Raw genomic sequence first — 24,974 nt, 5'->3', positions numbered from 1 at the left:
GTGATCCTAGTTTTGAGCCCCGGAGAGTTCTCGCATGCGCGCCACCTCCTCAGCGGTGACATGCCCCGCATGGATGAACAACTCGTCGATCTCGCCTTTAAAGAAGAAGCGATCTTCAATGCGTGACTGCAGGCTGGAACCAAACATCAGCGGCTGCGCGGCCTGGGTTCGCGATCCCGTGCGCATCTCATGCACCGGACCGCTCTCTTCTGTCCCCTCGAACCGATGCGCGTCACGCACCCCGTCGACATACACTGCGATATCCAAGTGCCCGGCCGCATCCACTTGGCCCGTCGTGGTCACCACGACATGATGCCACTCACCATCATTTACATCGATGCTGCCATCCGCCCAGTGAGCCCCCCACGAAACCCGCACCACCTGGGAATCAGCCTCCTCTCCATCACATACCAACACCTTCCACTTCCCACCGTACAACTCGGGATCCCCCCAGCCTACGATGCCATTAAGCCCCGATTGCCCGACACCCGCCGGCAATCGCATCCAAAAGCTCACCGTCCGCGCCCGCTTCCCGGTGAACCCGGGCCAGTTGGTCACCAACGCCTGACGTTCTCCGTTGAATACCACGGCATTGCCCACCACCCCCGGCACCAACTCCGGATTACTGAGCCCAGCGACATCGCCCGTCTTGATCCGCGATACCGCATTGTAGGTGCCACGCACTTGGAACGGATCCGCCCCGTCGAACGACCAGTGCAAATACGGCAGTCCATCCGGCAAGACCGAGGTAAAACGACTTCTATCCGTGGCCTGTGCTTCTAGCTCCTCCTCATCGGTTGCCCTCACCGCCTCACCGGCAACCAGCTCACGCCGCGTGGAATCGCCTCCCCAGAGGTGGGTCACAGCCACCCGCCCATCGAACACATGCACCTCATCCGCGACCATCCCGCTGGAAACCACGCCAAATTCCGTCCCCAGATCCACGATTCTCACCTCCCGCGCAACCACCTCAAACCCGACAGCATCCGCCGGTACATGGAACCAGGCCACCCCTTCGTCCAAACTCACCACACCTTCGGCATCCAATGTCAGGTCAGCCGGAGCCTGCACCACCGAACGAACGCCAGACTCGAATTTCAACTCCACCGCCCCCTGCGAAATCACCATCCGGGATCCCGCATGCAATGCGCCACCCGTCGGGTTCGCCCGATCCACCGCATGCGTCACCTCAAAACGTGTCCCACGCGCCACCTCAAACCCAGCAAGCTCGGCCGCGTGCGGCACGTGGATCATGCGCATCACCACCGCCCCAAGGACAATCACCGCAGCAGCAGCCATGACCGCAATTCGCATAATCTTGCGCCGCTGACGCCTCATCACACGTTCTACAGGAATCACAGCACGCCCCCATTTCGCAGAAGGAAGTCCTTCAGTATGAATCTCCATCGCGTTGTGCAATTGAAGCAATTCACTGAATCGCTCACGCGCCTCAGGGCTCGCCATCAATGCAGCCTCCAACTCCGCTCGCTTCTCGCCCGACAGGCTGCCGTCCAGCAGATCACCCACCAACAATTCTAATTCTTCAAGGTTCATACGCGACTCTCAGCAACCACCAATTTCGACTCCACGCACTTGCGCAACGACGCACGCAACCGATGCAATGCCACCCGCAGGCCACCGGCCGAACGCCCCACCCTCGCCGCATAATCGACCAACGAGGACGCACTCATATAGCGCCCTTCGATCAACTCGCGATGCTGCGGCTGCAAGCCCTCCAGACAATGCTGCAGAGCCTCAAGTCGCCTCTCCGTAAGCTCGGGGCGCCGTTCATACTCCGCGGCCATCAGGTCAATCAGCTCAGGGTTGAGCATCTCCACACCGTCCCGCTGCAGCCTGCGGCGGTAGTTCAGGGTCTCGTAACGTGCGATCTTAAACGCCCACGCACGAAAATTACTCCCGATCTCAAACGCGGCACGTTTCTCCCAAAGGATGACGTTCACATCCTGCAGCACATCGGATGCCCCCGGAAGCCCAGGCAGAAGAGACACGATAAACCCACGAAGCGCCGACTGATGACTGGTCAGCAGACTTACGAACTCGCGGAAATGTTCAGGAGATGACGACATGATGGCTCCGTGGGCACGTCGACCCGCCTGCAAACGTTATCATATTTCCTCAGAAAAAACGCATCGTCAGGCAATCCACCGTCGCCCGTCACTCGAGCTCCGTTCTGAAAAAGGCCTGAGCCCCGTCCATCCGCCCCAAGTTGAACCGTGTAACCCGCCCCTCCGAAGCGGGCACTGCAGCAGCAACCACCGTGCTCCAATCCTTCAAATCAAAGCTCGATCGGATCGTAAACGTAGTTCCCGGCCGGGAGGGCCAAACGAGCTCCAATGTGCCGTCCGACATCAACGCAGGCACCACCTCAAAGCGACTCGACGCATCCAAAGGATCGGTCCCCAGCTTCACCTCATCCCCATCGCCAACGTTATCCCCGTCGCTATTGTCCAGATCCGGGTTGGTCTCCCCCGGGTCCACCAGCCCATTTCCATTCGCATCCTCCTCCCGGTCGTCAAGCCCGTCGGCATCCAAATCAACACCCACCACAAGAGGCATCGCAAACGGATCATCCACATCATCCGGAGATCGGTCAAAAGTCGGCCACTGCGCACCATGCTCATTGAGCATCTGCGCCATCCGCCGCGCCATCCGCACCACCCGCTCGGGCTCGGCTGCCGCCAAATTGACCGTCTCCCCCAAGTCATCGCCAAGATGGTAGAGCTCATAGCGGTCATCCACATAGTGGTAGATCAACTTGTAGTCCCCCTGCCTCAAAAACGTGTAGTAATCCGAAGCGTGGTCATGCGGAAAGTGAATTAACAACTCCTGCGGCCGGTGCTGCCCGGGCACCCCTTTGAAGTACTCCCGCAGATCATAGCCATCGACAACCTGGTCTCCACGCCCCACACCCGCCACCCCGAGTACGGTCGGATACAGGTCAAATACCGTCACAATATCATCTTCGTAGCGATCCACCGGAATACTCAACTCCGCCTGAAATGGGTTGCCCGCATCAATCTTCGCCCACCCTACGATCATCGGCACCCGTGAGCCGCCCTCCCATTTCGTCCCCTTGTACCCCCGCAGCGGAGCCGACGCCGCTTTGTTTGGGTTATCACTTCCATTATCCGACAGGAAGATGACCAATGTGTCCTCGGCAACCCCTAGCTCATTGAGCTTCGTCATTATATCCCCGAGCGACTTGTCCATCCCCTCGATCAAGGTCGCGTACGCCCGGTCAAACCCGCTCAAGCCGGGGTAGTTTCCAGCAAACCTGGAGTCCTCGTCATACGGCTGGTGCACCGCATAATGAGACATGTAGGCGAAAAACGGCACACCGTCCCGAACCGACGCCTCGATCGCCTTGTTCATCTCCACGGTCAGCGCCTCCGTCAAAAACGTGGAGGTCCCATGATACGCCTCCAAATGGGGCACCTGCATGTTTCCAGACCCATAGTTTTGATTGCCGTAATAGCTCCCCGGTTGCCCGATCTGGGTTCCACCGATGTTGATATCAAACCCACAGTCCGCCGGATCCATGTTGCTAAAGGCATTTCCGAAGTGCCCTTTGCCCACGTGAATCGTCCGATAACCGGCACCGCTAAGCAACGCCGGCAGCGTACTCTGGCTCACGTCCAGCCCCATCCTCCGCCAATCACGCGGAGAGTTATGACTGGCGGAGGAGTTGAACCCAGTCTCCCCGCCGCCCGATGGCGAGACATCCCTCCCCGTCCAGTTGGTCACATGATGCCGCACTGAGTTTTGCCCGTTCATGAGACTACAGCGCGTAGGCGAACAAACCGGCATGGCATACGCATTGGTGAATTTCATCCCCTGATCCGCCAGACTCCTCATCGCCGGAGTCCGGTACAATTGATTCATCGCGGTCGGCACATCATTTCCAGCCTCATCCACCACGAATGGCTCCGACGTATCCTGCGTTCCCATGTCGTCCACAAGGAACAAAACGATGTTCGGCCGCGCCGGCCCAACCCCGACCCGAACTCTGGATGTCACAGCACCTCCCCCGCTGGAGGCCGTCAAGATATACGTCGTCGTCTCGTCAGGCACCGTAACCCGAACCTCACCCACCCCGTCACTAGAACCAGCCAACACATCCCCAGCATCAGGCGCAATACTCAAGCTGGTCGCACCCGAGGTCTCCCAGCGCAGCGTCACCGCACCGCCCGGCTCCACGTAATAATCATCCGCCACAAACGACGTGATCGCAGGTGCCGGTTGGTAGGTATTCGCCACAATCTGAAAGCCGTTGAGAGCGGCACGCCCCGAATCCGAGTTCATTGAGATCACAAAGCCGGATGCATTCAGCCCCGAAAAAACCGCGCAGTTCGCATCTCCCGGCGACGACGCCGCATTCTTGAAAACACCTGCAAATGTCGAACTATCCGCACCACGGACACTCATGCCCGCAACTCCAATATCAAAAGTACGGTCGTTCACATCCGCATCAAAATAGACGTAAACCGAATACCCCGAATCGGTGAAATCCGATGGCAAACCCGCCACCGTCACCCCTCCCGAGTCCTCGGGAGCCACACCATCCACAGGGTCCCACGAAACATACGATGCCATCATCACACGATCCGGCGAACCTCCTCCGGAGCCAGACTCACCTACGTACGCACTGGCCAGATCCACCGCTACCGTCGCTGATGTCTCCACACCGGTTCGATCTTTCACCGCCGTTGGCGCCAACGCCACGCCATGCACACCGATCGCCCCCACATTGAGATTGTTCCACTGCGCCACGGGCACCACACCCGCTTCCACAGCGGCGCCCAACTCGTCCCCGGAGCTCTGGCCGCCTTGCTCAAAATTCACACTGATCACATCGGCGCACAGAGCCGACCTACCAAACACCAGCGCAATCACCAACGCGACCCGGCTCCAATTTGCCACTTTCATAAACCAACAACCCAAGCACTCGAATCCACAATCCAGATCCAACCTGGAGGGCGAATCAACGCCCTCCAGGCGGAATATAGAAGCTCCCCGGATATCCTAGACCAAACCGGGAAGCAACATCACCTAACGCCGACGGCGCAAGATCAACGCAAGACCACTCACACCAAGAAGAGCAGTTGAAGACGGCTCGGGCACCGCAGCCACCGCCACAGAATCAATGGTCACCGCGTTCAGGTTCCACGATCCGGACAAATCAATCACCGCATTCTCAGCTGTATCTCCGGTGGTGAATGTCCAAGTGTATTCAGTCGCATTGAGCCCCGCGCCAGAACCACCCATGTCATGCGATCCGCCACCCGCGAGGGAGTCCACGCCATAAGTCATGGAGTAGGTTCCGTCGAAGCCTGTGCCATAGGCATTCGCCCGAGCACTCAACAACTTGAATGTGTACTCTGTATTCGCCTCAAGACCAGAGAATGTCATGGTCAGAGCTTGGCCGGTGGTGAGAGGATTCGTCGCATTGACCAAGCCTTGCCAAATGTCGCCATATGCAGCCTGCTCGTTGCTGATCCAGCCATCCACAACGGAACTTCCACCATCATAGCTGCCGGATCCCGCCGGGCTGAACGAACCGCCAGCGCCCGCGCTCCAGACATCGCTGGTCGAAAAGCGGATTCCGCTGTCCACACCGGCGATCGTATTGAGTGTCAGGTTATTCACGGAGTTTGAGGCATTGCTCTCGGCGAACTGGTTAACAGTCACTGGAAACGAAGTCGTACCTGCAAGCCCGAAGTCGATCACGGTGGTTACAGCGCTTGCACCGGCCAAAGAGACAGCCAACGCAGCTCCTACGAGGAATGGAGTTTTTTTCATATATTTGTATCAGTTAGTGTTTTCGTTAATGGAATCTACCAACCGCCTCCTCCTTGCACCGCCCGACCCACGGTCGGAACGACGGCAATTTCTCACTGATACCCAGGGGAAGAGGACATGCTGGCGCAGCGTGACGTCTCCCCGGCAATAAACGTTATCACTTTTCTCGCTCCTCCCCTCCTCACAAAAAAGCGCCAGCCCTCTCATCCGAGAACCGGCGCAAAGTGATCTCTGCAACACCACGCGGCAGCAGAGGACTCCGCCTTCATTTCAAATCAATCCAGCTCAACACGGTAGAACACCCTGTCAGCCTCGCTACCAGCCACCACGTAGGTCGTCGCCGACGCCCCATCGCCCGCAGCCGGCACGGAATCTGCCACTACCGTACTCCAGTCGATCAAATCGCCGCTGGAACGGATGGTAAAACTCGCTCCCGCGGCTGATGGCCAATTCAATTCAAGCTGCCCGTCACCGCGCACTACCGGCACCACATCAAACCGACTCGAAGCATCCAATGGATCGGTCCCAATCCGGGCTTCCTCGCCATCCGGCACATTATCCCCGTCACTGTTGTCATTATCCGGATCCGTCTCACCTGGATCCACCAACCCATTCTGATTGGCATCCTCGGTATTATCGGCGATCCCATCGCGATCGACATCCACCCCGGCGATCTGCGGCATGACCAGTGGATCATCGATATCAGTTGGTGATGCTTCATAGGTCGGCCACTGCGCTCCATGTTCAGCAAGCTGTCGCGCCATCTTGCGCGCCATCTCCATTACCCTTTCAGGCTCAGCCGCCGCCAGATCCACGCTTTCACCGATATCGGACACCACATTGTAGAGCTCGAATGTATCGGTGTGGTAAGTGTAGATCAGCTTGTACTCCCCCACTCGCAGCAACGTGTAGTAGTCCGAATTGTGGTCATGCGGAAAATGGATCAACAACTCCTGCGGTCGGTGCGTTCCGGCATTCCCTTTGAAATACTCCTGCAGATCATAACCATCGACCTGCTGATCGTACTCCACCCCAGCTATGTTCAGAATGGTTGGAAACAGGTCAAACACCGCCACCAAATCGTCCTCATGCCGGTTTGCCGGGATACTCAACCGACTCTGGAATGAGCTGTTGGGATCAATCTTCGACCACGCAACAATCATTGGCACGCGCGAGCCGCCCTCCCACTTCTGACCTTTTTTGCCACGCAATGGCGCCGACGCATTGGCCATCGGGTTGTCGCTCCCGTTGTCCGAAAGAAAGATCACCAACGTCTCCTCAGCCACTCCGAGTTGCTCAAGCTTGGCCCGGATATCTCCAAGCGACTTGTCCATCCCCTCGATCAACGTGGCATACGCCCCGTTACTACCACTGAGCGATGGATAGTTGCCCGCAAAACGAGGATCCTCATGAAACGGGGCGTGTAGGGCATAGTGGCTCATGTAGGCAAAGAACGGCACCCCATCGTTCACTGCGCCCTCGATCGCACGGTTCATTTCCAGCGTGAGCGCCTCGGTGAGAAAGGTATTCGTCCCGTGATAGGCCTCCAAGTGTGGCACCTGAAAGTTGCCCGACCCGTAATTCGCCGTTCCGAAATAGCTTCCAGGCTGGCCAATTTGTTTACCTCCGATGTTCACATCAAATCCACACAGCAAAGGATCCGCATTGTGATCCGTCGCGTTGCCAAAATGCCCCTTGCCCACATGAATACTGCGGTAGCCGGCACCACTCAGCAGCGCTGGCAACGTCGGCTTCGAAGTGTCCAACCCAGCACGGCGCCATTCACGAGGTGAGTTATGGCTGGTGACATGATTCTGTCCGGTTTCCCCGCCTCCGTCCGGAGACACCCGCGGAGCCGTCCAGTTGGTCACATGATGGCGCACGGAGTTCTGCCCGTTCATCAAGCTGCATCGGGTCGGCGAACAAACTGGCATCGCATACGCACTCGTGAACTTCACCCCTTGGTTTGCTAACAGCGTCATCTGCGGCGTCCGGTACAACGCATTCTGTGCGGTAGGCACATCCTCCCCTTGGGCATTCACCTGAAACGGCTCAGACGTGTCCTGCGTGCCCATGTCATCCACCAAAAAGAGCAAGATATTCGGACGCTCCGGCCCGACGTGAACCGTCACACTCTCGGAAACCGAGCCCAGCGCATTGCCCGCCTCCAAGGTGAAAGTTGTCGATTGATTCACACTCACCGAGACGGAACCTCCTCCCCCTTCTGTCAACGAAGACACATCCCCCGGCCAGGGAGTAATCGTCACTGAGTCCGCTCCCGTCACCTGCCAACTCAAAACCACCGATTCTCCCTCACCAACGTACAGATCGTCGGCATCGAACGCTCCCACTTGAGGCTCTTGCTGCTGGCCACCCCGAATGATCTGCAAACCATTGATCGCCGATCGCCCCGGCGTGCCATCCGCATTGCCCGTGATCTCAAATGATGTCTGGCTAAGCCCGTCAAACACCACCCGATTGCCCCCATCGACAAACGTTCCTCCAAACGTGCCAGCGTCGACAATCGTCTTGGTCACCCCATTGATCGTGTATCGCATCGTTCGGGAGACCGCGTCCGAGTCGCCGTAAATCACGACGGAATAGCCATCCGCCGCCCACTCCGCGGGCACGCCGGAAACTGCCACCTTCTCACCATCTTTGAACCCATACCAGCCGTCCATCATCACGAAATCATCCCCCTTGCCACTCCAAGAAACGCCGCTGTGCCCCGTGTAACCTGAGGTTGCAGACACCGTCACGGGCGCGTCCGACCCATCGGAATACTTCATCGCCAGATCAGCAAACGTCGCCCCCTGTTCATCCTGCCGGATCTGGTTCCAATACGCCGAGCCATTGCTTCCTGCCGACACCACCTCACCGTCGGGCTCAGAGTCGAAAGCAGTCACTGTGGTGCTCGTATGATTCCAAGCCACGTTGATCACCGAGGATGCAGAGCGTGCTGAAATCGGCTGCCAAAGAACAGCAGCCACAATCAACGCCAGTAAATGTACAATTTGATGCCCCTTCATAAATGCTTTTTGGCTCCCCTGCCAAAGGCGGACTTACTGCGCCCCTGCGGATAACAACTCCCCAACCTCGCCCTGATCCATATGCCCGGCGTGGATGTAGAGTTCATCAATTTCACCAATGAAATATTCCCGATCGCGAGGATTCGGGAGAAGGCTCGCCCCCATCACAAGAGGCACCGACGTCTTGGAACGGGTCACAGTTCTCATCTCTGGAGGTGCGCCTTGCCCCCCTTTGTTGCCATATCTCAACATCGAGCGCTGACCATCGATATAGACGTCCACATCCAATTCATCAGTCGCAGTCAACTCACCGGTGGTCGTGACCACCACATGATGCCACTCGCCATCTGCCACATCGACGTCGCTATCCACCCAGTAGTCTCCCCAAGACGCGCGCACCACCTGCCCACCTTCATCCTGCCGCCCATCACCGGTTACCAGCACTTTCCACTTTCCTCCGTAACGGGAACGGTCCCCCCACCCCACGATGCCCCCCAGTCCATTCGGCGGAGATCCTTCAGGAATCCGCACCCAGAAACTCACCGTCCGCGCCCGGTTGCCCGCCAAGCCAGGCCAATCGGTCACCACCGCCTGCTGCTGTCCATTGAAAGCCAGCCCGCTTCCCACCACCCCGGGCACCACCGACGGGGCGCGAACCCCTCTCTGCTCAACCACCTTCAGTCGGGCGGCAGCCGCATAGGTCCCAGCCACCTGGTGCTGATCCTCACCATCAAATGACCAATGAAGGTAAGGCAGACCATCTGGCAGGCTTGTCGCAAATTCCCGCCCATCCGCGATCCCTCTCACCAGTTCATCCGCATCACCAACCCGGCATGCCTCGTTCGCCACCAGTTCGACGTCCGGAGAACCCTCAGCCCAGCGCGAGCTCGCAGCCACACGCCCTTTAAATACATGCACCTCATCCGGCACGCCTCCCCCAGTCACCACGCCGAATTCAGTCCCCAAATCGACCACCGTCACCTCACGCGCCACCACTTCGAACCCAACCGCCTCCTCGGGCACATGGAACCACGCCACCCCTTCATCCAAGCGCACCAACCCCTCCTCCACCAACGTCAGATCTGCCGGTGCCTGCACCACCGAGCGCACGCCCGAATCAAACTGCAGCTCCACCACACCTTGCGAGATCGTCATCCTTGTCCCCGCCTTGAGCCCGTCCACACGCCCGCCTCCGCTGGAATGCACCAACTCATAACGAGTCCCCACCGACACCTCAAACGCAGCGAGCTCGACGTCCACAGGAACGTGGATCATCCGCATCACCACCGCCCCGAGCACAATCACCGCAGCCGCAGCCACCGCTGCAATTCTCACAATCTTGCGCCGCTGGCGCTGCACCACCCGCTCCATAGGCACCACTGATGCGGGCCGCCCCATCTGACGACGCCCCTCACCACGCAGAGCCAACGCACTATGCATCTTAACGGCCTCACGATAGATCTCCCGAGCCTCCTCACTCGCCCCCAACTCCCACTCAAGTTCGTTCACCTGCTCCTGGTTCAACACACCATCAAGCAGATCGTAAACGGCTGACTCTAGCTTTTCCCGGTTCATACCCTCTTTTCCTCCAACGAAACTTGTGAATCCACACACTTGCGCAGCGACACCCGCAGCCGCTTCAACGTCGTGCGCAATGAACCTACGGGCCTGTTGATCCGGCGCGCATACTCCACCAGCGAACTGGCACTGAGATAGCGCTCTTCAACCAATTCCCGATGGTGTAGCTGCAACTTGTTCAAACAAAACTCCAACGCCTCGAGACGCATCTCTGTGGAATCAAGCGTCTCCTCCATCCCCTGTGCCAATTGATCGAGCATTTCATCACTCAGCGTCACATGGCCCTGCCGCTGCAGTTTGCGCCGGTGGTTGAGCACTTGGAACCGCGCGATCTTAAACGCCCAGGCTGAGAAATTCGTCCCCAATTCAAAGCTATCCTTCTTCTCCCACAGAATCACATTCACATCCTGCAGCACATCCGCAACCCCAGGCAAACCCGGCATCTGCGACACAATGAACGCACGAATACCCGCCTGATGACGGGTCAGCAGGCGCACGAATTCACTGAGATGTTCAGAACCGGGGGACATAAACGCACTGGGTCACGTCACACCATCGCCAAAACGTGAACAGCTTCCTAAAAAAAAGCGCCGGCTCCCAGGATAGGGAACCGGCGCTCTTAATTTGAGCTATTGAAGCGAGAGACTCAATCGGCTTGAGCCGGGCCTCTCGTTTCTCGCCGCTAGAACTTACTTGTTCTTAGCTTCCTTGCGCTTCTGCGCTTCGGCAATCACCTCTTCCGAGACGTTGCGTGGGCATGCTGCGTAGTGCTCGAACTCCATCGAGAACTGACCACGGCCCGAGGTCATGGTGCGAAGGTCGCCGATGTATCCGAACATTTCGGAAAGCGGAGCTTCTGCCTTGATGCGGATACCGGTCGGAGTGGTGTCCTGCGACTTGATCATACCGCGGCGGCGGTTGAGGTCACCGATCACGTCACCCACGTTGGCTTCCGGAGTGAACACGTCGAGCTTCATGATTGGCTCGAGGATCTGTGGACCAGCCTTGGCCATCGATGCACGGTATGCTGCCTTCGATGCGATTTCGAATGCCACTGCCGAGGAGTCCACTGCGTGGAAACCACCGTCGGTAAGGGTCATCTTCACATCGAGAAGCGGGTAACCTGCCAATGGACCTTCGCCAACGGAAAGGCGGAAACCTTTCTCAACGGCAGGCCAGTATTCACGAGGAACGTTACCACCGGTAACGGTCGACTCGAACTCAATGCCGGAGCCGGTCTCAAGCGGCTCGTAAATGAAGTCGATCTTTGCGAACTGACCGGAACCACCCGACTGCTTCTTGTGGGTGTAGCTGTCGGTGACTGGCTTGGTGATGGTTTCGCGGTATGCCACCTGTGGCTTACCAACTTCCACCTCAACCTTGTGAGTACGCTTGAGGATGTCCACCTTAATGTCGAGGTGAAGCTCACCCATGCCCTTGAGGATGGTCTCACCGCTCTCTTCGTCGGTCTCGACGCGGAACGATGGATCTTCTGCCACCATCTTACCGATAGCGACACCCATCTTCTCTGCGTTTGCCTTGTCCTTAGGAGCAACGGCCACCGAGATCACTGGATCCGGGAACACCATTGGCTCGAGAGTGGTTGGGTTGTCCTTGTCGCAAAGGGTGTGACCGGTCTGGGTGTTCTTGAGGCCCACGAGAGCCACAATGTCACCTGCCTGAGCCTGGTCGAGCTCGGAGCGGTCGTCAGCGTGCATTTCCACGATACGGCCGATACGCTCGGTCTTACCGGTGAAGCTGTTGAGGATGGTGTCGCCCTTGTTGAGGGTACCCGAGTAGATACGGGTGAAGGTCAGAGCACCGAACTTGTCGTCCATGATCTTGAACGCAAGCGCGCGCAGTGGACCGTCTGGATCCACAATTGCGAACTTACCGGTCTCGTTACCTTCAGCGTCAACTTCTGGCTGTGGCTCAACTTCGGTCGGGGATGGAAGGTAGTCGACGACTGCGTCGAGCACGTTCTGCACACCCTTGTTCTTGAAGGAAGATCCGCAGTAGGTTGGGAAGAATGCGAGGTTGATGGTGCCCTTACGGATGCACTTCTTGATCTCTTCCATGGTTGGCTCTTCGCCTTCCAAGTACTTCTCCATCACGTCGTCGTCCTGCTCAACAGCAGTCTCGATGAGCTGCTCGCGGTACTCCTCCACCTTGTCGACCATGTCGGCAGGGATGTCGGTGACTTCGTAGTTCTCAGGAAGACCCGAGTCATCCCAGATGTAAGCCTTGCGCTCAAGAAGGTCGCAAACACCCACGAAATCGCTCTCGATGCCAATTGGAAGAACCATCACCAGCGGGGTCGCGCCGAGGATCTCCTTCACCTGGTCAACCACGCGGTAGAAGTCCGCACCGGTACGGTCGAGCTTGTTGACGTAGATCACACGAGCAACTTCCGACTCGTTGGCGTAGCGCCAGTTGGTCTCGGACTGTGGCTCAACGCCGCCCGATCCGCAGAACACACCCACACCACCGTCGAGAACTTTCAACGAACGGTACACTTCCACGGTGAAGTCAACGTGACCGGGAGTGTCGATGATGTTGAAGCGGTGATCCTTCCAGAAGCAGGAGGTCGCTGCCGACTGAATGGTAATACCACGCTCTTTTTCCTGGTCCATGAAGTCGGTGGTCGCTTCACCGTCGTGCACCTCACCGGTCTTGTGAACTTTTCCGGTGAGCTTCAGGATACGCTCGGTTGTCGTGGTCTTACCGGCGTCCACGTGGGCGAAGATGCCGATATTACGGTATTTGGACAGATCTCTCATCTCTCGTTTGGGTCTCTTGGTTCTTATCGGCAAAAAAATGATTAGCCGGCGAATGTATCGCTACGAGCAAATCGCGATTTCGCAACTCATTTTGTGAGAAGATGCTAGAGGATTTCCCTCTCACTCAACACACTGGAACCCAATCCCTTTCACATCAATCCCGCCTCCACACCTCCCCCCGATGAGGCAATTCGCGCCCACCCCGCAAGGATCTCCCAGCCCCACGTCCAGTCAACCACCGCTCAGCACGCCCCCAACAGCCGCCACACCATCATTCGCCCCAACGCCCCACTGCGGACGCCAGACGACCGGCACCACCCAGCGAACGCACTCCCACTAAATCTCCGCAGCCAACAGCGCCCGCAGCCCGCCGAAGCGCTGATGCGCCTGGTGGCGGCTGATCCCCATCTCCAAAGCCTTGCGCTCGCCTAGCATCACGACCTGACGCCTTCCACGCGTCAGCCCGGTGTAGATCAGGTTCCGCTCGAGCAGGACAAAGTGCTGGTTGGAAAGCGGCATCACCACCACCGGAAACTCAGAGCCCTGCGACTTGTGGATGGTGATCGCGTACGCCAGCCTCAGCTCGTCGAGCTCGTTCGGCGTGTAGGTCGCTATTTCGCCGGCATCAAAGCGCACGGTCACCGAGTGCGACTCCAGCTCGATCTCCGCCACCCGCCCGAGATCGCCGTTGAACACCCCTCTGTCGTAGCTGTTGCGGATCTGGATCACCTTGTCGCCACGGCGGAATGTCATGCCGTAACGCTCGATCTCCGGCTTGAACTCACTTGGGGGGTTCAGCCGCGCCTGCAGTTCGCGGTTGAGCTCGACCGTCCCCAACGCCCCTTTGTGCATCGGGGTCAGCACTTGCACATCGGCGATCGGATCCACCTCAAGCCCCGCCGGCAGACGCTCGGCCACCAGGTGCAGCAGAGTTTCCCGCGTGGCGAGCGGCGAACTTCTCTCCAGGAAAAAGCAGTCAGAGCCCTTCTCCGGCTGCAGATCCGGCATCCGCCCATGGTTCACCTCGTGAGAAACTGTGATAATCCGGCTCCCCTCACCCTGACGAAAGACCTCGGTCAGCCGAGCCACCGGCACCGCTCCACTTTCAATCAGATCCCCCAGCACCGCCCCCGGGCCGACCGAAGGCAATTGATCCGCATCCCCCACCAAAATCACCGAAGCCCCGTCCGGCACGGCGTCGAGAAACGCGCGCATCAGCGGCAAATCCACCATCGACACCTCGTCGACCACAAACACATCCCCCTCGAGCTTGCGCCCCTGGTGGAAGTTGAACCCACCGCTCGGACGATAGCCGAGCATGCGATGCAGCGTCTGCGCCTCCATCCCCGAGCTTTCGGCCAAGCGCTGCGCCGCACGTCCGGTCGGCGCCGCCAGCTTGCACTCCAGCCCTTCCACATCCATCACGCCGAGCAACGAACGCAGTACGGTCGTCTTGCCCACACCGGGACCGCCCGTGATCACACACACCGGACTCGAAACCGCCAACCGCACCGCCTCCATCTGGCCGTCGCTCAGATCAAATTCCTTGTGGTGGCGCACCCACGCCATCGCCTTTTCCTCGTTGATCCGCACGCCATCCCCATCACGCACCAACTCTCGGATCACCTCGGCGATGTGCTCCTCCGCCCGCCGCAGCTCCGGTTGGTAAACCATCATCTGCCCGTCCACCTCGTGCTGCTCCAGTTCGCCCGCGCCGCAAACCCGAGCCAACGCGACCTCCACCTCCTGCTCACCCACGCCGATCAACTCGCACGTCTTCTCCACCAACATCGGCACCGGCACCGCCGCGTGGCCGTGGGTCGCGCCATCACTGACCACGTGCTTCAACCCCGCACCAACCCGCAACAACGAATCCCGTTCCACCCCGATCTTGGCCGCCATTTCATCCGCAGTCTTGAACCCAATCCCCGCAATGTCATCCACCAGCTTGTAGGGGTTGGTCTGCAAAACCTTGCGCGTCTCCGCCCCGTAGCGCTGGAAAATCTTCATCGCGCGCGCCGAGGATATCCCCTGCGAGAAAAGGTAAATCATCACCTGCCGCAACTCGCGCGCCGCGTCCCACCCCGCCTTGATCTCACGCCGACGCTTCTCCCCCACTCCCTCGACTTCCTCCAACCGCTTGGACTCGCGGTTGAGCACAGTCATCACGTCCTTGCCAAATTTGTCCACGATCCGCTGGGCCAGCTTGGGGCCCACGCCATCGACCAAGCCACTGCCAAGGAACGATGCCATCCCCTCAAGCGATTCCGGCTCCTGCAGCTCAATCCGCCGCGCCGAAAACTGCCGCCCGAATTGCGGGTCGTCGCGCCAATCCCCGTCGGCCTCCATCCTCTCGCCGGCACGCGGCATCGGACAACGACCAGTCACCGTCACTTGCCCGCCGCCACCATCCAACACCACCCGCAACACAGAAAACCCATTCTCCTCGTTGTGGAACGACACCCGCACCACTTCGCCGCGCACCGCCGCCACCCCTTGAAGAAACTCGTTTCCGTTAGACATAGATCACCACGACCAATCAAATCGCTACCGACCCTGCTCCAATCCCCGCCCCCATGACAACCGAAAAACCCACAGACCTCCATCGCTTCGCTCCGATACGAATAACGAAGAGGAAAAAGATAAGGACCTCCCATCCCGCCCGCCTCCGAGCCGCCGTCTGGAGCGCTGAGCTCGAGCTCGGCAGCCACACCACCGGCGCAGCCGCACTATCCCCACCACGCGCAGCGCTGGCGGGTCGACATTCCTGTCGACATCCCACTCGGAGCGCAGCGACCACTCCTCCCCTCCAACGAGATGCTCACGCAGAGACGCCAAGACGCAAAGAACTCAAGCCCCACCCTTCTTCCCGCCTAACTCGACAAAAAAAGCGCCCACTCCCCTCAACTCCCTCACAACAAGCAGCCAACCCACACACTCGCAGCACCAACAACCTCACCTACCACCATTAAGCCACTCGAACAACGAGGCACCACGCTGCTAGAACAACACGCGCCCGATTTTAAAATCCGCACAAATCCGACGGAAGTATCGGGGGCGAATCGGCGGAAATCGCCCCATACAATCCGCAATTGCATCGAATGGACAATTGCGGTTCGCGGAGAACACCGGATTAGCCGATGTGACAGTCGTCGTCGATGATGGCTCGAGGTTAAGCGAGTCCGGAGGTGGTGCTGACAAAAGCGTTGCGAGCGCTGGGTCGGTAACGGTTCCGAGCTGGTTTAAGTTTGAGCCATTACCAGACCGACACTCGTAACTGTTCGAAATCATCAACTCAGCAATCCATGCCTAGCAACCAACCTGTCGGCTCACCGGATACAAGGGCGAAAGCCAATCGTATCCTCGGTCAAATGGACCGGACGGTCCTACAATCGATCATCAAATTCACCATCGGCATCGCACTGGGTGCCGCTGTTTACCTCATCCCAAGCTTCGAAGGCCTCGATCAGGCAGCCCACGCTACCCTGGCGATCCTCGTCAGCGCAGCCTTCCTCTGGATCTCCGAAGCCATTCCAGCCTTCGCGGTCGCGGTCCTGGTGATCGCAGCGGAAATCGCCATCCTCGGTGCTCCGGACGGTGTCTGGCAGCCTGAAGGAATCGACCCAGCCAAGAAGTGGACCACCTTTGTCTCCTCGTGGTCGTCCAGCTTGATGTGGTTGTTCCTCGGCGGCTTCGTGCTCGCCCACGCAGCGACCAAGACCAAGCTTGACCAATGGATGGCAGGACACATCCTCGGAGTCTGCGGCAAGAGCCCGGCAATGCTGCTCGCCGGTGCCATGGCGGTCACCTTCGTGTTCTCCATGTTCATGTCGAACACAGCCACCGCAGCCATGATGATCACCGTGGCCGCCCCAATGATGAACCGCGTGCCAAAAGGCCACCCATTCATCAAGGCATTCCTCCTTTCCATCCCGATCGCAGCCAACCTCGGAGGCATCGGCACCATCATCGGCACCCCGCCAAACGCGATCGCCGTCAAAGCCCTGTCTGAAGATGTCCGTCCGGACTTCCTCGGCTGGATGAAGCTCGGTCTGCCGCCGGCACTTGCCCTCGCCACCATCGCCTTCTTCATGCTCCTGTTCATGTCGAAGAAAGGCAGCAACGGTGAGAAGCTCAACCTCTCCGGAGGAGTCGCCACCGACGACACCCCAATGACCGGCAAGGAAAAGGCCCAGCGTTGGTTTGTGATCGCCATCTTCACCACCACCGTCGGCATGTGGATGACCCAGAAATTGCACGGCTACTCGCCGTCCGTGGTCTCCTTCCTGCCAATTGCCGCCTTCGCGGTGACCGGTGTCCTCACCTCGAAAGACATGCGCGAACTCCCATGGGACGTGCTGTTGTTGCTCGCTGGTGGCATGTCGCTCGGTGTGGCGGTTGAAAAAACCGGCCTCGCCCAGTGGATCGGCGAACAAGTCCCAGGCTCGTGGCCGCTGCTCGGACTCATCATCGCCATGGCGCTGCTCGGCGTGATCATGAGTAACCTCATGAGCAACACCGCAACCGCATCGATCTTGCTCCCAATCACCATGGGTCTCGTTGCAGGACAAGCCGCTGAGAACCAGATCCTCGTCGGTGTGCCACTCGCCATCGCTTGCTCATGCGCCATGTGCTTGCCGATCTCGACCCCGCCAAACGCGGTCACCTTCGCTACCGGCAAGATCAAAGCCTCCGACTTCATGGTGCCTGGTCTGATCATGTCCGTCCTCGGACCTGCAATCGCCATTCTCTGGATCCAGTTGGTCGGATAACCCAGCCATCACGCGGAAAGACCTGTCGCACCACAACCGCAACACCTCTCATCCGCGTATCCTTTCTGCTGAGGCTTTACCGCCCGGCACATCGGCGGCACTCGGTTCCTTCACCGGAACGGGGTGCCGCCGATCCTCTTTTGGAACACCGCCTGTGGACAGCTGCTCTAGCCATCGTAAGATAGCTTCAAGATCATTATGACCACGTCCACTCAAGCCACCTCCTCCCTTGGACTCTCCGTTCCCGTCACCGACGTCGAGCAAGCGCTCCGCTCGTTGTGGGAAGAAGATCAGGCCAACACCAAGGCATCACTGATCAATTTCGCAATCTTCTCGGAAAACCCGAACGCGCTTGAGCGCAACTCGGAGTGGATCCGCCAGATCACCTCGGAGAACGCCTGCCGCGCCATTCTCGTCGATGCCGACTTCAACGAAGAAGAAGACCAATCCGTAGAAGCCTGGGTCACCGCTCACTGCCACCTTCAAGGCGCAAAGCAATCCGTCTGCTCGGAACAAGTCGCCTTCCGCCTCCGTGGCCGCATGCTCGGCCGCATGCGCAACATCATCCTCGCCCACCTGCTCAGCGACCTCCCACTCATTTTCTGGTGGCAGGGCCGCCTCTCCAACTCGCCGGCCTGGCGCACCAAACTCTACCAGCAGGTCGACCGCCTGATCGTCGACTCAAAAAGCTGGGGCAAAGGCAGCGCATTGGCCGACGAACTCGACATCCTCGCCGATGCCGCTGAAGAACGCGGAGACGCACTCATCATCACCGACCTCAACTGGACCCGCGTGCTACCGTTCCGCAACGCAATCATCGCGCTCTTCGACGACACACGCTTCCTCGCCCGAGTCGATCAAATCCAGGCTCTGGAGATCTCCGGCAACCTGGAGGCTCCGGGCGCCATGCTCGGCCTCGCCGCCTGGGTCGCCACGTCGCTGAAATGGACACTCACCGAGCCTCGTGCCGACGGCGCCACATTCACCGCAGCCGACGGCTCGAAGCGTACGCTCAAACTCAACCAGGCCACCAACGGAGAGCTCAACATCGAGCACTTCCGCATGGAGTTCGAAGACGGCGCCATCGAAGTCACCTACTCGGACGACTCGCACACCCATCTGCAAGTCGATGCAGCCATCGCCGACATCCGCGACCACGACCTCACGCCGATCGGTAAATCCAGCTGCGCGGACTTGGTCATGATCCAGCTCGCCCGCGCCACCCGCGACGACATCTACCGCTCGATCCTCCCTATGTTCCGCCAACTCGCGCGCGGCAAAGCCATCACCTGGGGCACCACCTCGGAAGGCGTGTCGGACAAATAGCGCACAGCTCACACCCATACCAAAAGGGCCCGTACGTCATCGTACAGGCCCTTTTTAGTATCCGGCTACTTCCGGTTGAAGCGCGCGATCTCGCGGTCGACCTCGCGCTTGTGCGCAGCCTTCTTCAAATCTTCGCGGCGGTCGGCGTGGCCCTTACCATGACCGACACCGATCTCGACCTTGGCCCGCTGGTTCTTGAAATAAATCCGCAGCGCCACCAGGGCATTCCCTTTGATCTGGGTCTGGCCAAACAACTTGGCAATCTCACGCTTGTGCATCAGCAACCGACGCGGACGCTTGGACCGGTGCTGCTCGAAACTCGCCATCTCGTACGGATGAATGTCACAACCGTGCAGGAAAATCTGACCGTTCTCAATCCGCGCATAGGCGTCGGTCAAGGTCACCCGCCCCAGGCGCAGTGACTTCACCTCGGTACCGACCAACTGAATCCCAGCCTCGTACGTCTCCTCGATGACGAAGTCGTGCTTGGCTTTCTTGTTGCGCACAACCTCCACGATCACAGCACCGCTGCTGTCAGTGGTGGTCTGCTGCTTCTTGCCTCCCTTTTTTTTCTTCGACTTACCCACGGTTTCCTAACGGCTAAAGAACGTTCCCGCCCTGATACAAAAATTTCCCTGATCCGGACATCCGCCGACCCAGGGAAAATGAAAGAATCCACTCCGGCGCCGACTAATTTCGCCGCTCGGATGAATCGTAGATTACTTGGCTTCGGCCTAGAGGTTCGGGTCGATCGACTCGTCGTAGGTCACCTTGCCGTGAATGATTTCGAGCAACGCGATATCAGCGATACCGAGGCGCTCACCTGTGGATGGAACAAGCTGCGGACGACCGCTGTTGAGCTGACGGACGCGACGCGACACAACGTTGATGAGAATCTGTGGATCAGGGATCACCTGTGCCGCTTCTTTGACCAATTCGGGTTTCATAAAATCTCTCGACGGAAAACTTACTGGAGTCCGGTAACGCGCAATTGCCCGCAAATTCTGCGGAACACGCTACCGGCGAATGATTCAGCTACCACAGATCAAGCGGAATTCAAACTCCAAATTGGGGGAATGCCACACACACGCACTGGCACCCGAAGCCCTTTCCAATTTCTCAACCGCAAAGAACACAGAGTTCACAGAGAGAGATCTCTGAAACACAAAGAACAAAATCCCCGGCGAGATGAAAAGCCACCTATCGAACCAACCAAGCACTGGCGTCCGAACTCCGCGGAAAGACTCCGTGTCCTCTGCGCCCTCTGTGGCTCTGAAAACCCCAGCGCCCCCAGCCACACGCATTCCATCATGGACAAGGGGTTGCGCCGCACCGCAGGCGCTGGTAGATTCGCCCTCCTATCCCCGGCACAATCCACGCCGGACAGCACACTACCGATCATGGCCGCCGACACGCCTACACTCGACCTCCGGGATGACATCCTGCGCCTGAAGCGCGAGAAAAACGCCGTCATCCTCGCCCACAACTACCAGATCCCAGAAATTCAGGACATCGCCGACTACGTGGGCGACTCCCTCGGACTGGCCTACAAAGCCAAGGAAACTGATGCCGACGTCATCGCATTCTGCGGCGTGCACTTCATGGCGGAGACCGCAAAAATCGTCAACCCCGGCAAGACCGTCGTCCTGCCCGACAAAGACGCAGGCTGCTCGCTCGAAGAATCCTGCCCGGCCGACGAACTCGCCGAGTTCCTCGAAACCCACAAGGAGAAGAACTACTACGTCATCGCCTACATCAACTGCTCGGCCGGCGTCAAAGCTCTCTGCGACGTCATCTGCACATCCGGCAACGCCGTGCGCATCGTCGAACAAGCCCCGCAGGACCGCCCGATTCTCTTCGTGCCTGACCAAAACCTCGGCTCATGGGTGATGGAACAAACCGGCCGCAAGATGGACCTGTGGCAGGGCGCATGCTACGTCCACGTCGAGTTCACCCGCAACTCGATCCGCACCATCCAGGAAGAATACCCGCACGCCGCCGTCGTCGCCCACCCGGAATGCCCGTACGCCGTGCGCATCCTCGCCGACGAAGTCTGCTCGACGGAAAAGATGATCGACTTCTGCCGCAACTGCGAGAAGGACGACATCATCGTCGCCACCGAGTCCGGTATGCTCCACCGCCTGCGCAAAGAGGTTCCAAACAAGAACCTGATCCCTGGCCCAACGGACAAGTGCTCGTGCGCCGATTGCCACTTCATGAAAATGAACACCCTCGAAAAGCTCCACGCCTGCTTGGAAAACCTGAGCCCAACCGTGGAAATGCCCGAGGAAGTGCGCAAGCGCGCCGAAGCTCCACTGCTCCGCATGCTTGAGCAAAGCAAGTAACCGATCACTGCGGAATCCAATGAACATCACCATCCTCCCCGGACTCGCCGGTGCCGCCAAAGCATCGGGCGTGGTGATTGTGATTGATGTGTTCCGCGCCTTTACGGTGGCGCCGATGGCAATTGCCCGCGGCGCCACCAACATCCACCCGATTGCCGACGTCGACGATGCGTTGGCACTGCGCGACCAACTCGCGCCGGTGGAATCCGTGCTCATCGGCGAACGCCACGGCAAGAAGCTCCACGGCTTCGACTTCGGCAACTCCCCCACAGAGATCGCAGCCGCCTTACTCGACGGAAAATCCGTCATCCAAACCACCCACGCCGGCACCCGCGGCTTGTGGGCGGTTGCGGAAAACGGCAACGCAGTCGACGCCATCCTGGCCACCTCGTTCGCCAACGCGGAAGCCACCGTCATCGCCGCACGCAAACTCGGCACCGACGTCACCATCGTCCCGCTCGGCTGGGCCGGAGACGCTCCGACCATGGAGGACTCACTCTGCGCTCAGTACCTGGCTGCCCGCCTGACAGAGCCCGACCTCGCCCCACGCTGGACCGCCGACGACGTCCGCTCACGCCTCACCGACGCCGACAGCTCGGCCCGCTTCTTCGACCCCGCCCAACCGTGGTCACCCGAAAGCGACTTCGTCCACTGCTGTAACATCGACAGCCACCCGACCGCCCTGCGCTTCGATGTGCAAAATGACGGCCAGCCCGCCCGCCTGGTCCCGCTCGACTGACTCGCTTCATTGCTCCCAGTCCCTGCCAACCATCGCCCACTCGCAGGCGATGGACTCACGCAGCCACCTTCCGGCCAAACGTCACCGCCCCCTCTCAGGGGCGACCGTGTGCCAACGGCACATCTCATCCGAGGCGCATCTGAGCGCACCAAAAAAATGGCGGCCAGCCTCATCGACTGACCGCCATAAGCTAAACGTTCCGTAAACTCGGATCACCCGAGGTTATGGCACGAGGCGCACCTCAACCGGCTTTTCCACGGTCACCTCCTCCTCATCGTCGAGAACTTCCTCGTCATCACCATTGATCCGCTCGACCGCATCTTCCGGCAGGTCTTTGAACGCAAGGTGGGCCGAGAAACGCACTCGTCCGTTTTCTTCAAACGTACGCATGTGCATCCCGTCAAACATCTCCATCCAGTCGAGCACTTCCTGAAGCTCATCCGCATCGAGATCCTCAAGCGCTGGAACACCAGCCATCTGCTCAGGGTACTTGCGGGCCAACTCGACCCAGTCACGCCCCATCGCACGCACGGCCTTCATGTTCATATCAAAGCGCATGCCACCAGCCACTGGCTTCACTGCACCCGACTTGAGCTTCTCCACAAGATCCACTGCCAGGTTCTTCGACGAGGCGAGGATGAAGTAGTCATCGCTCACCGCCAACGCAGGCACCAAATCATCGTTAGTGAATCCAGTCACCGGATAGGAATAGATCTTCAAACCATTGATCTCACTGGTCGATGCATCCGGCAAAGTGAAAGTCTGACCGGCCTTGGCCGCCACTTTCTCAATCACCTGACGCAAGGCTGGCTCGATCGACTCCCAGCTGCCCGCGAGCTTCTCACGGTCCACCACAGGGTAAATCATCGCCATACGTGGAATCTTCCCTTCTTCGGTGATCTCGGATGGCACGCCAGCGAAGCGCGGCATGTCACCCACACCGTCCATCAGCATGATGCCTTCAGGCGCCAGGCCTTCAACCCACTGGGTCTTCACACCATCCCAGATAACCAGCAAATCATCCGCCAACTCCTGGTCAACGAAATCAAACATCTCGCTCATCTCCGCCGGCGTGGCATCCAGTGCGGAGTAACGCTTGGTCATCGCATAAGCGAACGCACCCGCCACATCGTAGAGCTCGAACCCATTGTCGAAGGCGTCCTTGGTCATGGTGGCACCCCAGCTCATGATCACGTCCTCGCCGTCCGCGAGACCACCGAGCGTCATTGGGCTGGTAGTATCGTAGCTCTTCTGATCCATGCCGCCGACAAACTCAAACTTGAGCCCGTCCTCAACAAAGCCCACACCCGAGGTGGCACTGATATCCATCGCCGACAGCGCAATACTCAACTCGTCGATACGGTCGAGCATCGCCACCAAGTCGCGCTTGTCACCGAGGCTATCAATCCGCCCGAGCACTTCGCGCAATGGATCGGTGTAGACCTCAAGTGGGTTCTTGTAAGCCCCTTCGAATAGACCGGCGAGTGTGGCCTCATCCATCACGGTAGCGGAGACCACGTTCTTGTCCGCGTAGCCATCCACAAAGGCAGCCACCGGCTTGGCAACCACGGACTCCTCAACGGACTCCGCAAACTTGAGTTGCTCTTCGTTAGAGCCATAGAAGAAGACAAAGTGGTCGCCCTTGAAGCCGGCAGCCATGACCACAGTCTTCTCGGACAACGCCTTGTAGAACCGCTCGAACTCCGCATCCGTCAGCTCGATCTCTTCCATCGATCCACGGAAGCTCTCTTTGTCGATCATATCTCCGATCAACAATCGGAACATGGTGAACTCGCCGTCCTCGCCACGCTGGACATCCGAACGCTGCACAAACGGCGGCAACATCGACCCCATCTCCTCAATCCCCATCGCCAGATCAGCGGCGAACTCCTCACGGTAATCCCCCAGGTTCATACCCACCATCACCGGAGGCATCTGCAGCTTCTCAATGTCCTCGATGTACTCGTCAAAGTTCTCCGAGAAGCGGGCTGGGATCCCTTCCATGAAGGCACTCGGGTCGATCACCGTCATATCTTCCGGATCCATCAAGCCAGCTTCCACTGCGGCATTCTCGAGCATGGCCAAGGTCGACACCTTGTTGATCTCGTTGATCAATTTGTACCAGACCTCCAACTGCTCGCCGACACCCGCACCGGCAGCCATAAACCCGTCCTTCATCGCCCACAGCGGCATCTCCTCGTCCTGCATCCCCTCGAGCTCGGCACTCACCATCTGCTCAAGTCGTGTCCCTTTGGTAGCGGCCAAAATCTTACCAAGATCCAGCGACATGTAGACCTCGTACTCCTTGTGTACCTGCTGGGCAAACCCCATCAGCGCCGCACGATCCTCGAGCGACAACGACGCCACCAAATCAGCAGCTGGCGCCTCTTCCGCCGCACCACCACCAGCCGGGGCTTCCGCCGCTGGCTGCTTCTCCGCCGGCGGAGCCGCTGGGCTCGCCGCCTCTTTGTCGCCACAAGCGACCATCAACGAGGCGACCGATACCGCCCCGATCCCACGTGTTAACTTACTCGATAGTTTCATAGTGCGCCCACCCTTCACAGACGCCCCTACCGTGTCAAGAC

Annotated in this window: 16 protein-coding genes; 4 read left to right on the top strand and 12 right to left on the bottom strand. The window is 58.9% G+C overall.

Annotated elements, in window-relative coordinates; translation table 11 throughout:
* Positions 1-6: 6 nt before the first annotated feature.
* The 9 genes from G3M56_RS04560 to recD2 form a co-directional block, all read right to left on the bottom strand.
* Complete coding sequence (locus tag G3M56_RS04560) at positions 7-1,554, bottom strand: LamG-like jellyroll fold domain-containing protein (protein WP_164364587.1); 1,548 nt, start codon at positions 1,552-1,554, stop codon at positions 7-9.
* Entirely contained in the window at positions 1,551-2,087 is a 537-nt protein-coding gene (locus tag G3M56_RS04555; RefSeq protein WP_164364585.1) for a sigma-70 family RNA polymerase sigma factor, read from the bottom strand. The genes G3M56_RS04560 and G3M56_RS04555 overlap by 4 nt, the downstream gene beginning before the upstream one ends.
* 88 nt (positions 2,088-2,175) lie before the next feature.
* Positions 2,176-4,947, bottom strand: coding sequence for a sulfatase (locus tag G3M56_RS04550; RefSeq protein WP_164364583.1), 2,772 nt, complete (start codon positions 4,945-4,947; stop codon positions 2,176-2,178).
* 123 nt (positions 4,948-5,070) lie between these two features.
* Entirely contained in the window at positions 5,071-5,820 is a 750-nt protein-coding gene (locus G3M56_RS04545) for a PEP-CTERM sorting domain-containing protein (protein ID WP_235203586.1), read from the bottom strand.
* A 275-nt stretch (positions 5,821-6,095) separates the two neighbouring features.
* Positions 6,096-8,810 carry a sulfatase-like hydrolase/transferase gene (locus G3M56_RS04540; RefSeq protein WP_164364581.1) on the bottom strand — a complete coding sequence of 905 codons (2,715 nt, stop codon included), beginning with the start codon at positions 8,808-8,810 and terminating at the stop codon, positions 6,096-6,098.
* Between the two features lie 72 nt (positions 8,811-8,882).
* Positions 8,883-10,424 (bottom strand): LamG-like jellyroll fold domain-containing protein, encoded by a 1,542-nt coding sequence (locus G3M56_RS04535; RefSeq protein ID WP_164364579.1) that lies wholly within the window; start codon positions 10,422-10,424, stop codon positions 8,883-8,885.
* On the bottom strand, positions 10,421-10,957 hold the full coding sequence (locus G3M56_RS04530; protein WP_164364577.1) for a sigma-70 family RNA polymerase sigma factor: 537 nt from the start codon (positions 10,955-10,957) through the stop codon (positions 10,421-10,423). Before G3M56_RS04530 ends, G3M56_RS04535 begins: the two co-directional genes overlap by 4 nt.
* A gap of 159 nt (positions 10,958-11,116) precedes the next feature.
* Positions 11,117-13,207, bottom strand: a complete 2,091-nt coding sequence (gene fusA, locus G3M56_RS04525) for an elongation factor G (protein WP_164364575.1) — start codon at positions 13,205-13,207, stop codon at positions 11,117-11,119.
* A gap of 336 nt (positions 13,208-13,543) precedes the next feature.
* Positions 13,544-15,730, bottom strand: a complete 2,187-nt coding sequence (gene recD2 / locus G3M56_RS04520; protein ID WP_164364573.1) for an SF1B family DNA helicase RecD2 — start codon at positions 15,728-15,730, stop codon at positions 13,544-13,546.
* Positions 15,731-16,512: 782 nt separating this feature from the next.
* On the opposite strand from recD2, the gene G3M56_RS04515 reads away from it, so the two are divergent.
* Both G3M56_RS04515 and G3M56_RS04510 read left to right on the top strand, forming a co-directional pair.
* Entirely contained in the window at positions 16,513-17,979 is a 1,467-nt protein-coding gene (locus tag G3M56_RS04515; RefSeq protein ID WP_164364571.1) for an SLC13 family permease, read from the top strand.
* Positions 17,980-18,177: 198 nt separating this feature from the next.
* Positions 18,178-19,305 carry a glucose-6-phosphate dehydrogenase assembly protein OpcA gene (locus G3M56_RS04510; protein ID WP_164364569.1) on the top strand — a complete coding sequence of 376 codons (1,128 nt, stop codon included), beginning with the start codon at positions 18,178-18,180 and terminating at the stop codon, positions 19,303-19,305.
* 65 nt (positions 19,306-19,370) lie between these two features.
* On the opposite strand, the gene smpB is transcribed toward G3M56_RS04510, so the two are convergent.
* Complete coding sequence (gene smpB, locus G3M56_RS04505; RefSeq protein ID WP_164364606.1) at positions 19,371-19,826, bottom strand: SsrA-binding protein SmpB; 456 nt, start codon at positions 19,824-19,826, stop codon at positions 19,371-19,373.
* A gap of 213 nt (positions 19,827-20,039) precedes the next feature.
* Positions 20,040-20,252, bottom strand: a complete 213-nt coding sequence (locus G3M56_RS04500; RefSeq protein WP_164364567.1) for a DNA-directed RNA polymerase subunit omega — start codon at positions 20,250-20,252, stop codon at positions 20,040-20,042.
* A 453-nt stretch (positions 20,253-20,705) separates the two neighbouring features.
* Here G3M56_RS04500 and nadA point away from each other — a divergent pair, with 453 nt between their 5' ends.
* Complete coding sequence (gene nadA, locus G3M56_RS04495) at positions 20,706-21,650, top strand: quinolinate synthase NadA (RefSeq protein ID WP_164364604.1); 945 nt, start codon at positions 20,706-20,708, stop codon at positions 21,648-21,650.
* Positions 21,651-21,669: 19 nt separating this feature from the next.
* Positions 21,670-22,389 (top strand): 2-phosphosulfolactate phosphatase, encoded by a 720-nt coding sequence (locus G3M56_RS04490; protein ID WP_164364565.1) that lies wholly within the window; start codon positions 21,670-21,672, stop codon positions 22,387-22,389.
* Between the two features lie 222 nt (positions 22,390-22,611).
* On the opposite strand, the gene G3M56_RS04485 is transcribed toward G3M56_RS04490, so the two are convergent.
* Entirely contained in the window at positions 22,612-24,933 is a 2,322-nt protein-coding gene (locus G3M56_RS04485; RefSeq protein WP_164364563.1) for a hypothetical protein, read from the bottom strand.
* Positions 24,934-24,974 lie beyond the last annotated feature (41 nt).

The organism is Sulfuriroseicoccus oceanibius (genome assembly GCF_010681825.2).
Lineage (GTDB): Bacteria > Verrucomicrobiota > Verrucomicrobiia > Verrucomicrobiales > SLCJ01 > Sulfuriroseicoccus > Sulfuriroseicoccus oceanibius.
Note: the sequence above shows the minus strand (reverse complement) of the source record. Positions and strands in the feature narration are given on the sequence as shown.

Coding starts and splice junctions, on each gene's coding strand:
- G3M56_RS04535 (WP_164364579.1), bottom strand. CDS start 10,424: ATGAACCGGGAAAAGCTAGAGTCAGCCGTTTACGATCTGCTTGATGGT.
- recD2 (WP_164364573.1), bottom strand. CDS start 15,730: ATGTCTAACGGAAACGAGTTTCTTCAAGGGGTGGCGGCGGTGCGCGGC.
- G3M56_RS04530 (WP_164364577.1), bottom strand. CDS start 10,957: ATGTCCCCCGGTTCTGAACATCTCAGTGAATTCGTGCGCCTGCTGACC.
- fusA (WP_164364575.1), bottom strand. CDS start 13,207: ATGAGAGATCTGTCCAAATACCGTAATATCGGCATCTTCGCCCACGTG.
- G3M56_RS04545 (WP_235203586.1), bottom strand. CDS start 5,820: ATGAAAAAAACTCCATTCCTCGTAGGAGCTGCGTTGGCTGTCTCTTTG.
- G3M56_RS04560 (WP_164364587.1), bottom strand. CDS start 1,554: ATGAACCTTGAAGAATTAGAATTGTTGGTGGGTGATCTGCTGGACGGC.
- G3M56_RS04485 (WP_164364563.1), bottom strand. CDS start 24,933: ATGAAACTATCGAGTAAGTTAACACGTGGGATCGGGGCGGTATCGGTC.
- nadA (WP_164364604.1), top strand. CDS start 20,706: ATGGCCGCCGACACGCCTACACTCGACCTCCGGGATGACATCCTGCGC.
- G3M56_RS04490 (WP_164364565.1), top strand. CDS start 21,670: ATGAACATCACCATCCTCCCCGGACTCGCCGGTGCCGCCAAAGCATCG.
- G3M56_RS04500 (WP_164364567.1), bottom strand. CDS start 20,252: ATGAAACCCGAATTGGTCAAAGAAGCGGCACAGGTGATCCCTGATCCA.
- G3M56_RS04510 (WP_164364569.1), top strand. CDS start 18,178: ATGACCACGTCCACTCAAGCCACCTCCTCCCTTGGACTCTCCGTTCCC.
- G3M56_RS04515 (WP_164364571.1), top strand. CDS start 16,513: ATGCCTAGCAACCAACCTGTCGGCTCACCGGATACAAGGGCGAAAGCC.
- G3M56_RS04555 (WP_164364585.1), bottom strand. CDS start 2,087: ATGTCGTCATCTCCTGAACATTTCCGCGAGTTCGTAAGTCTGCTGACC.
- G3M56_RS04550 (WP_164364583.1), bottom strand. CDS start 4,947: ATGAAAGTGGCAAATTGGAGCCGGGTCGCGTTGGTGATTGCGCTGGTG.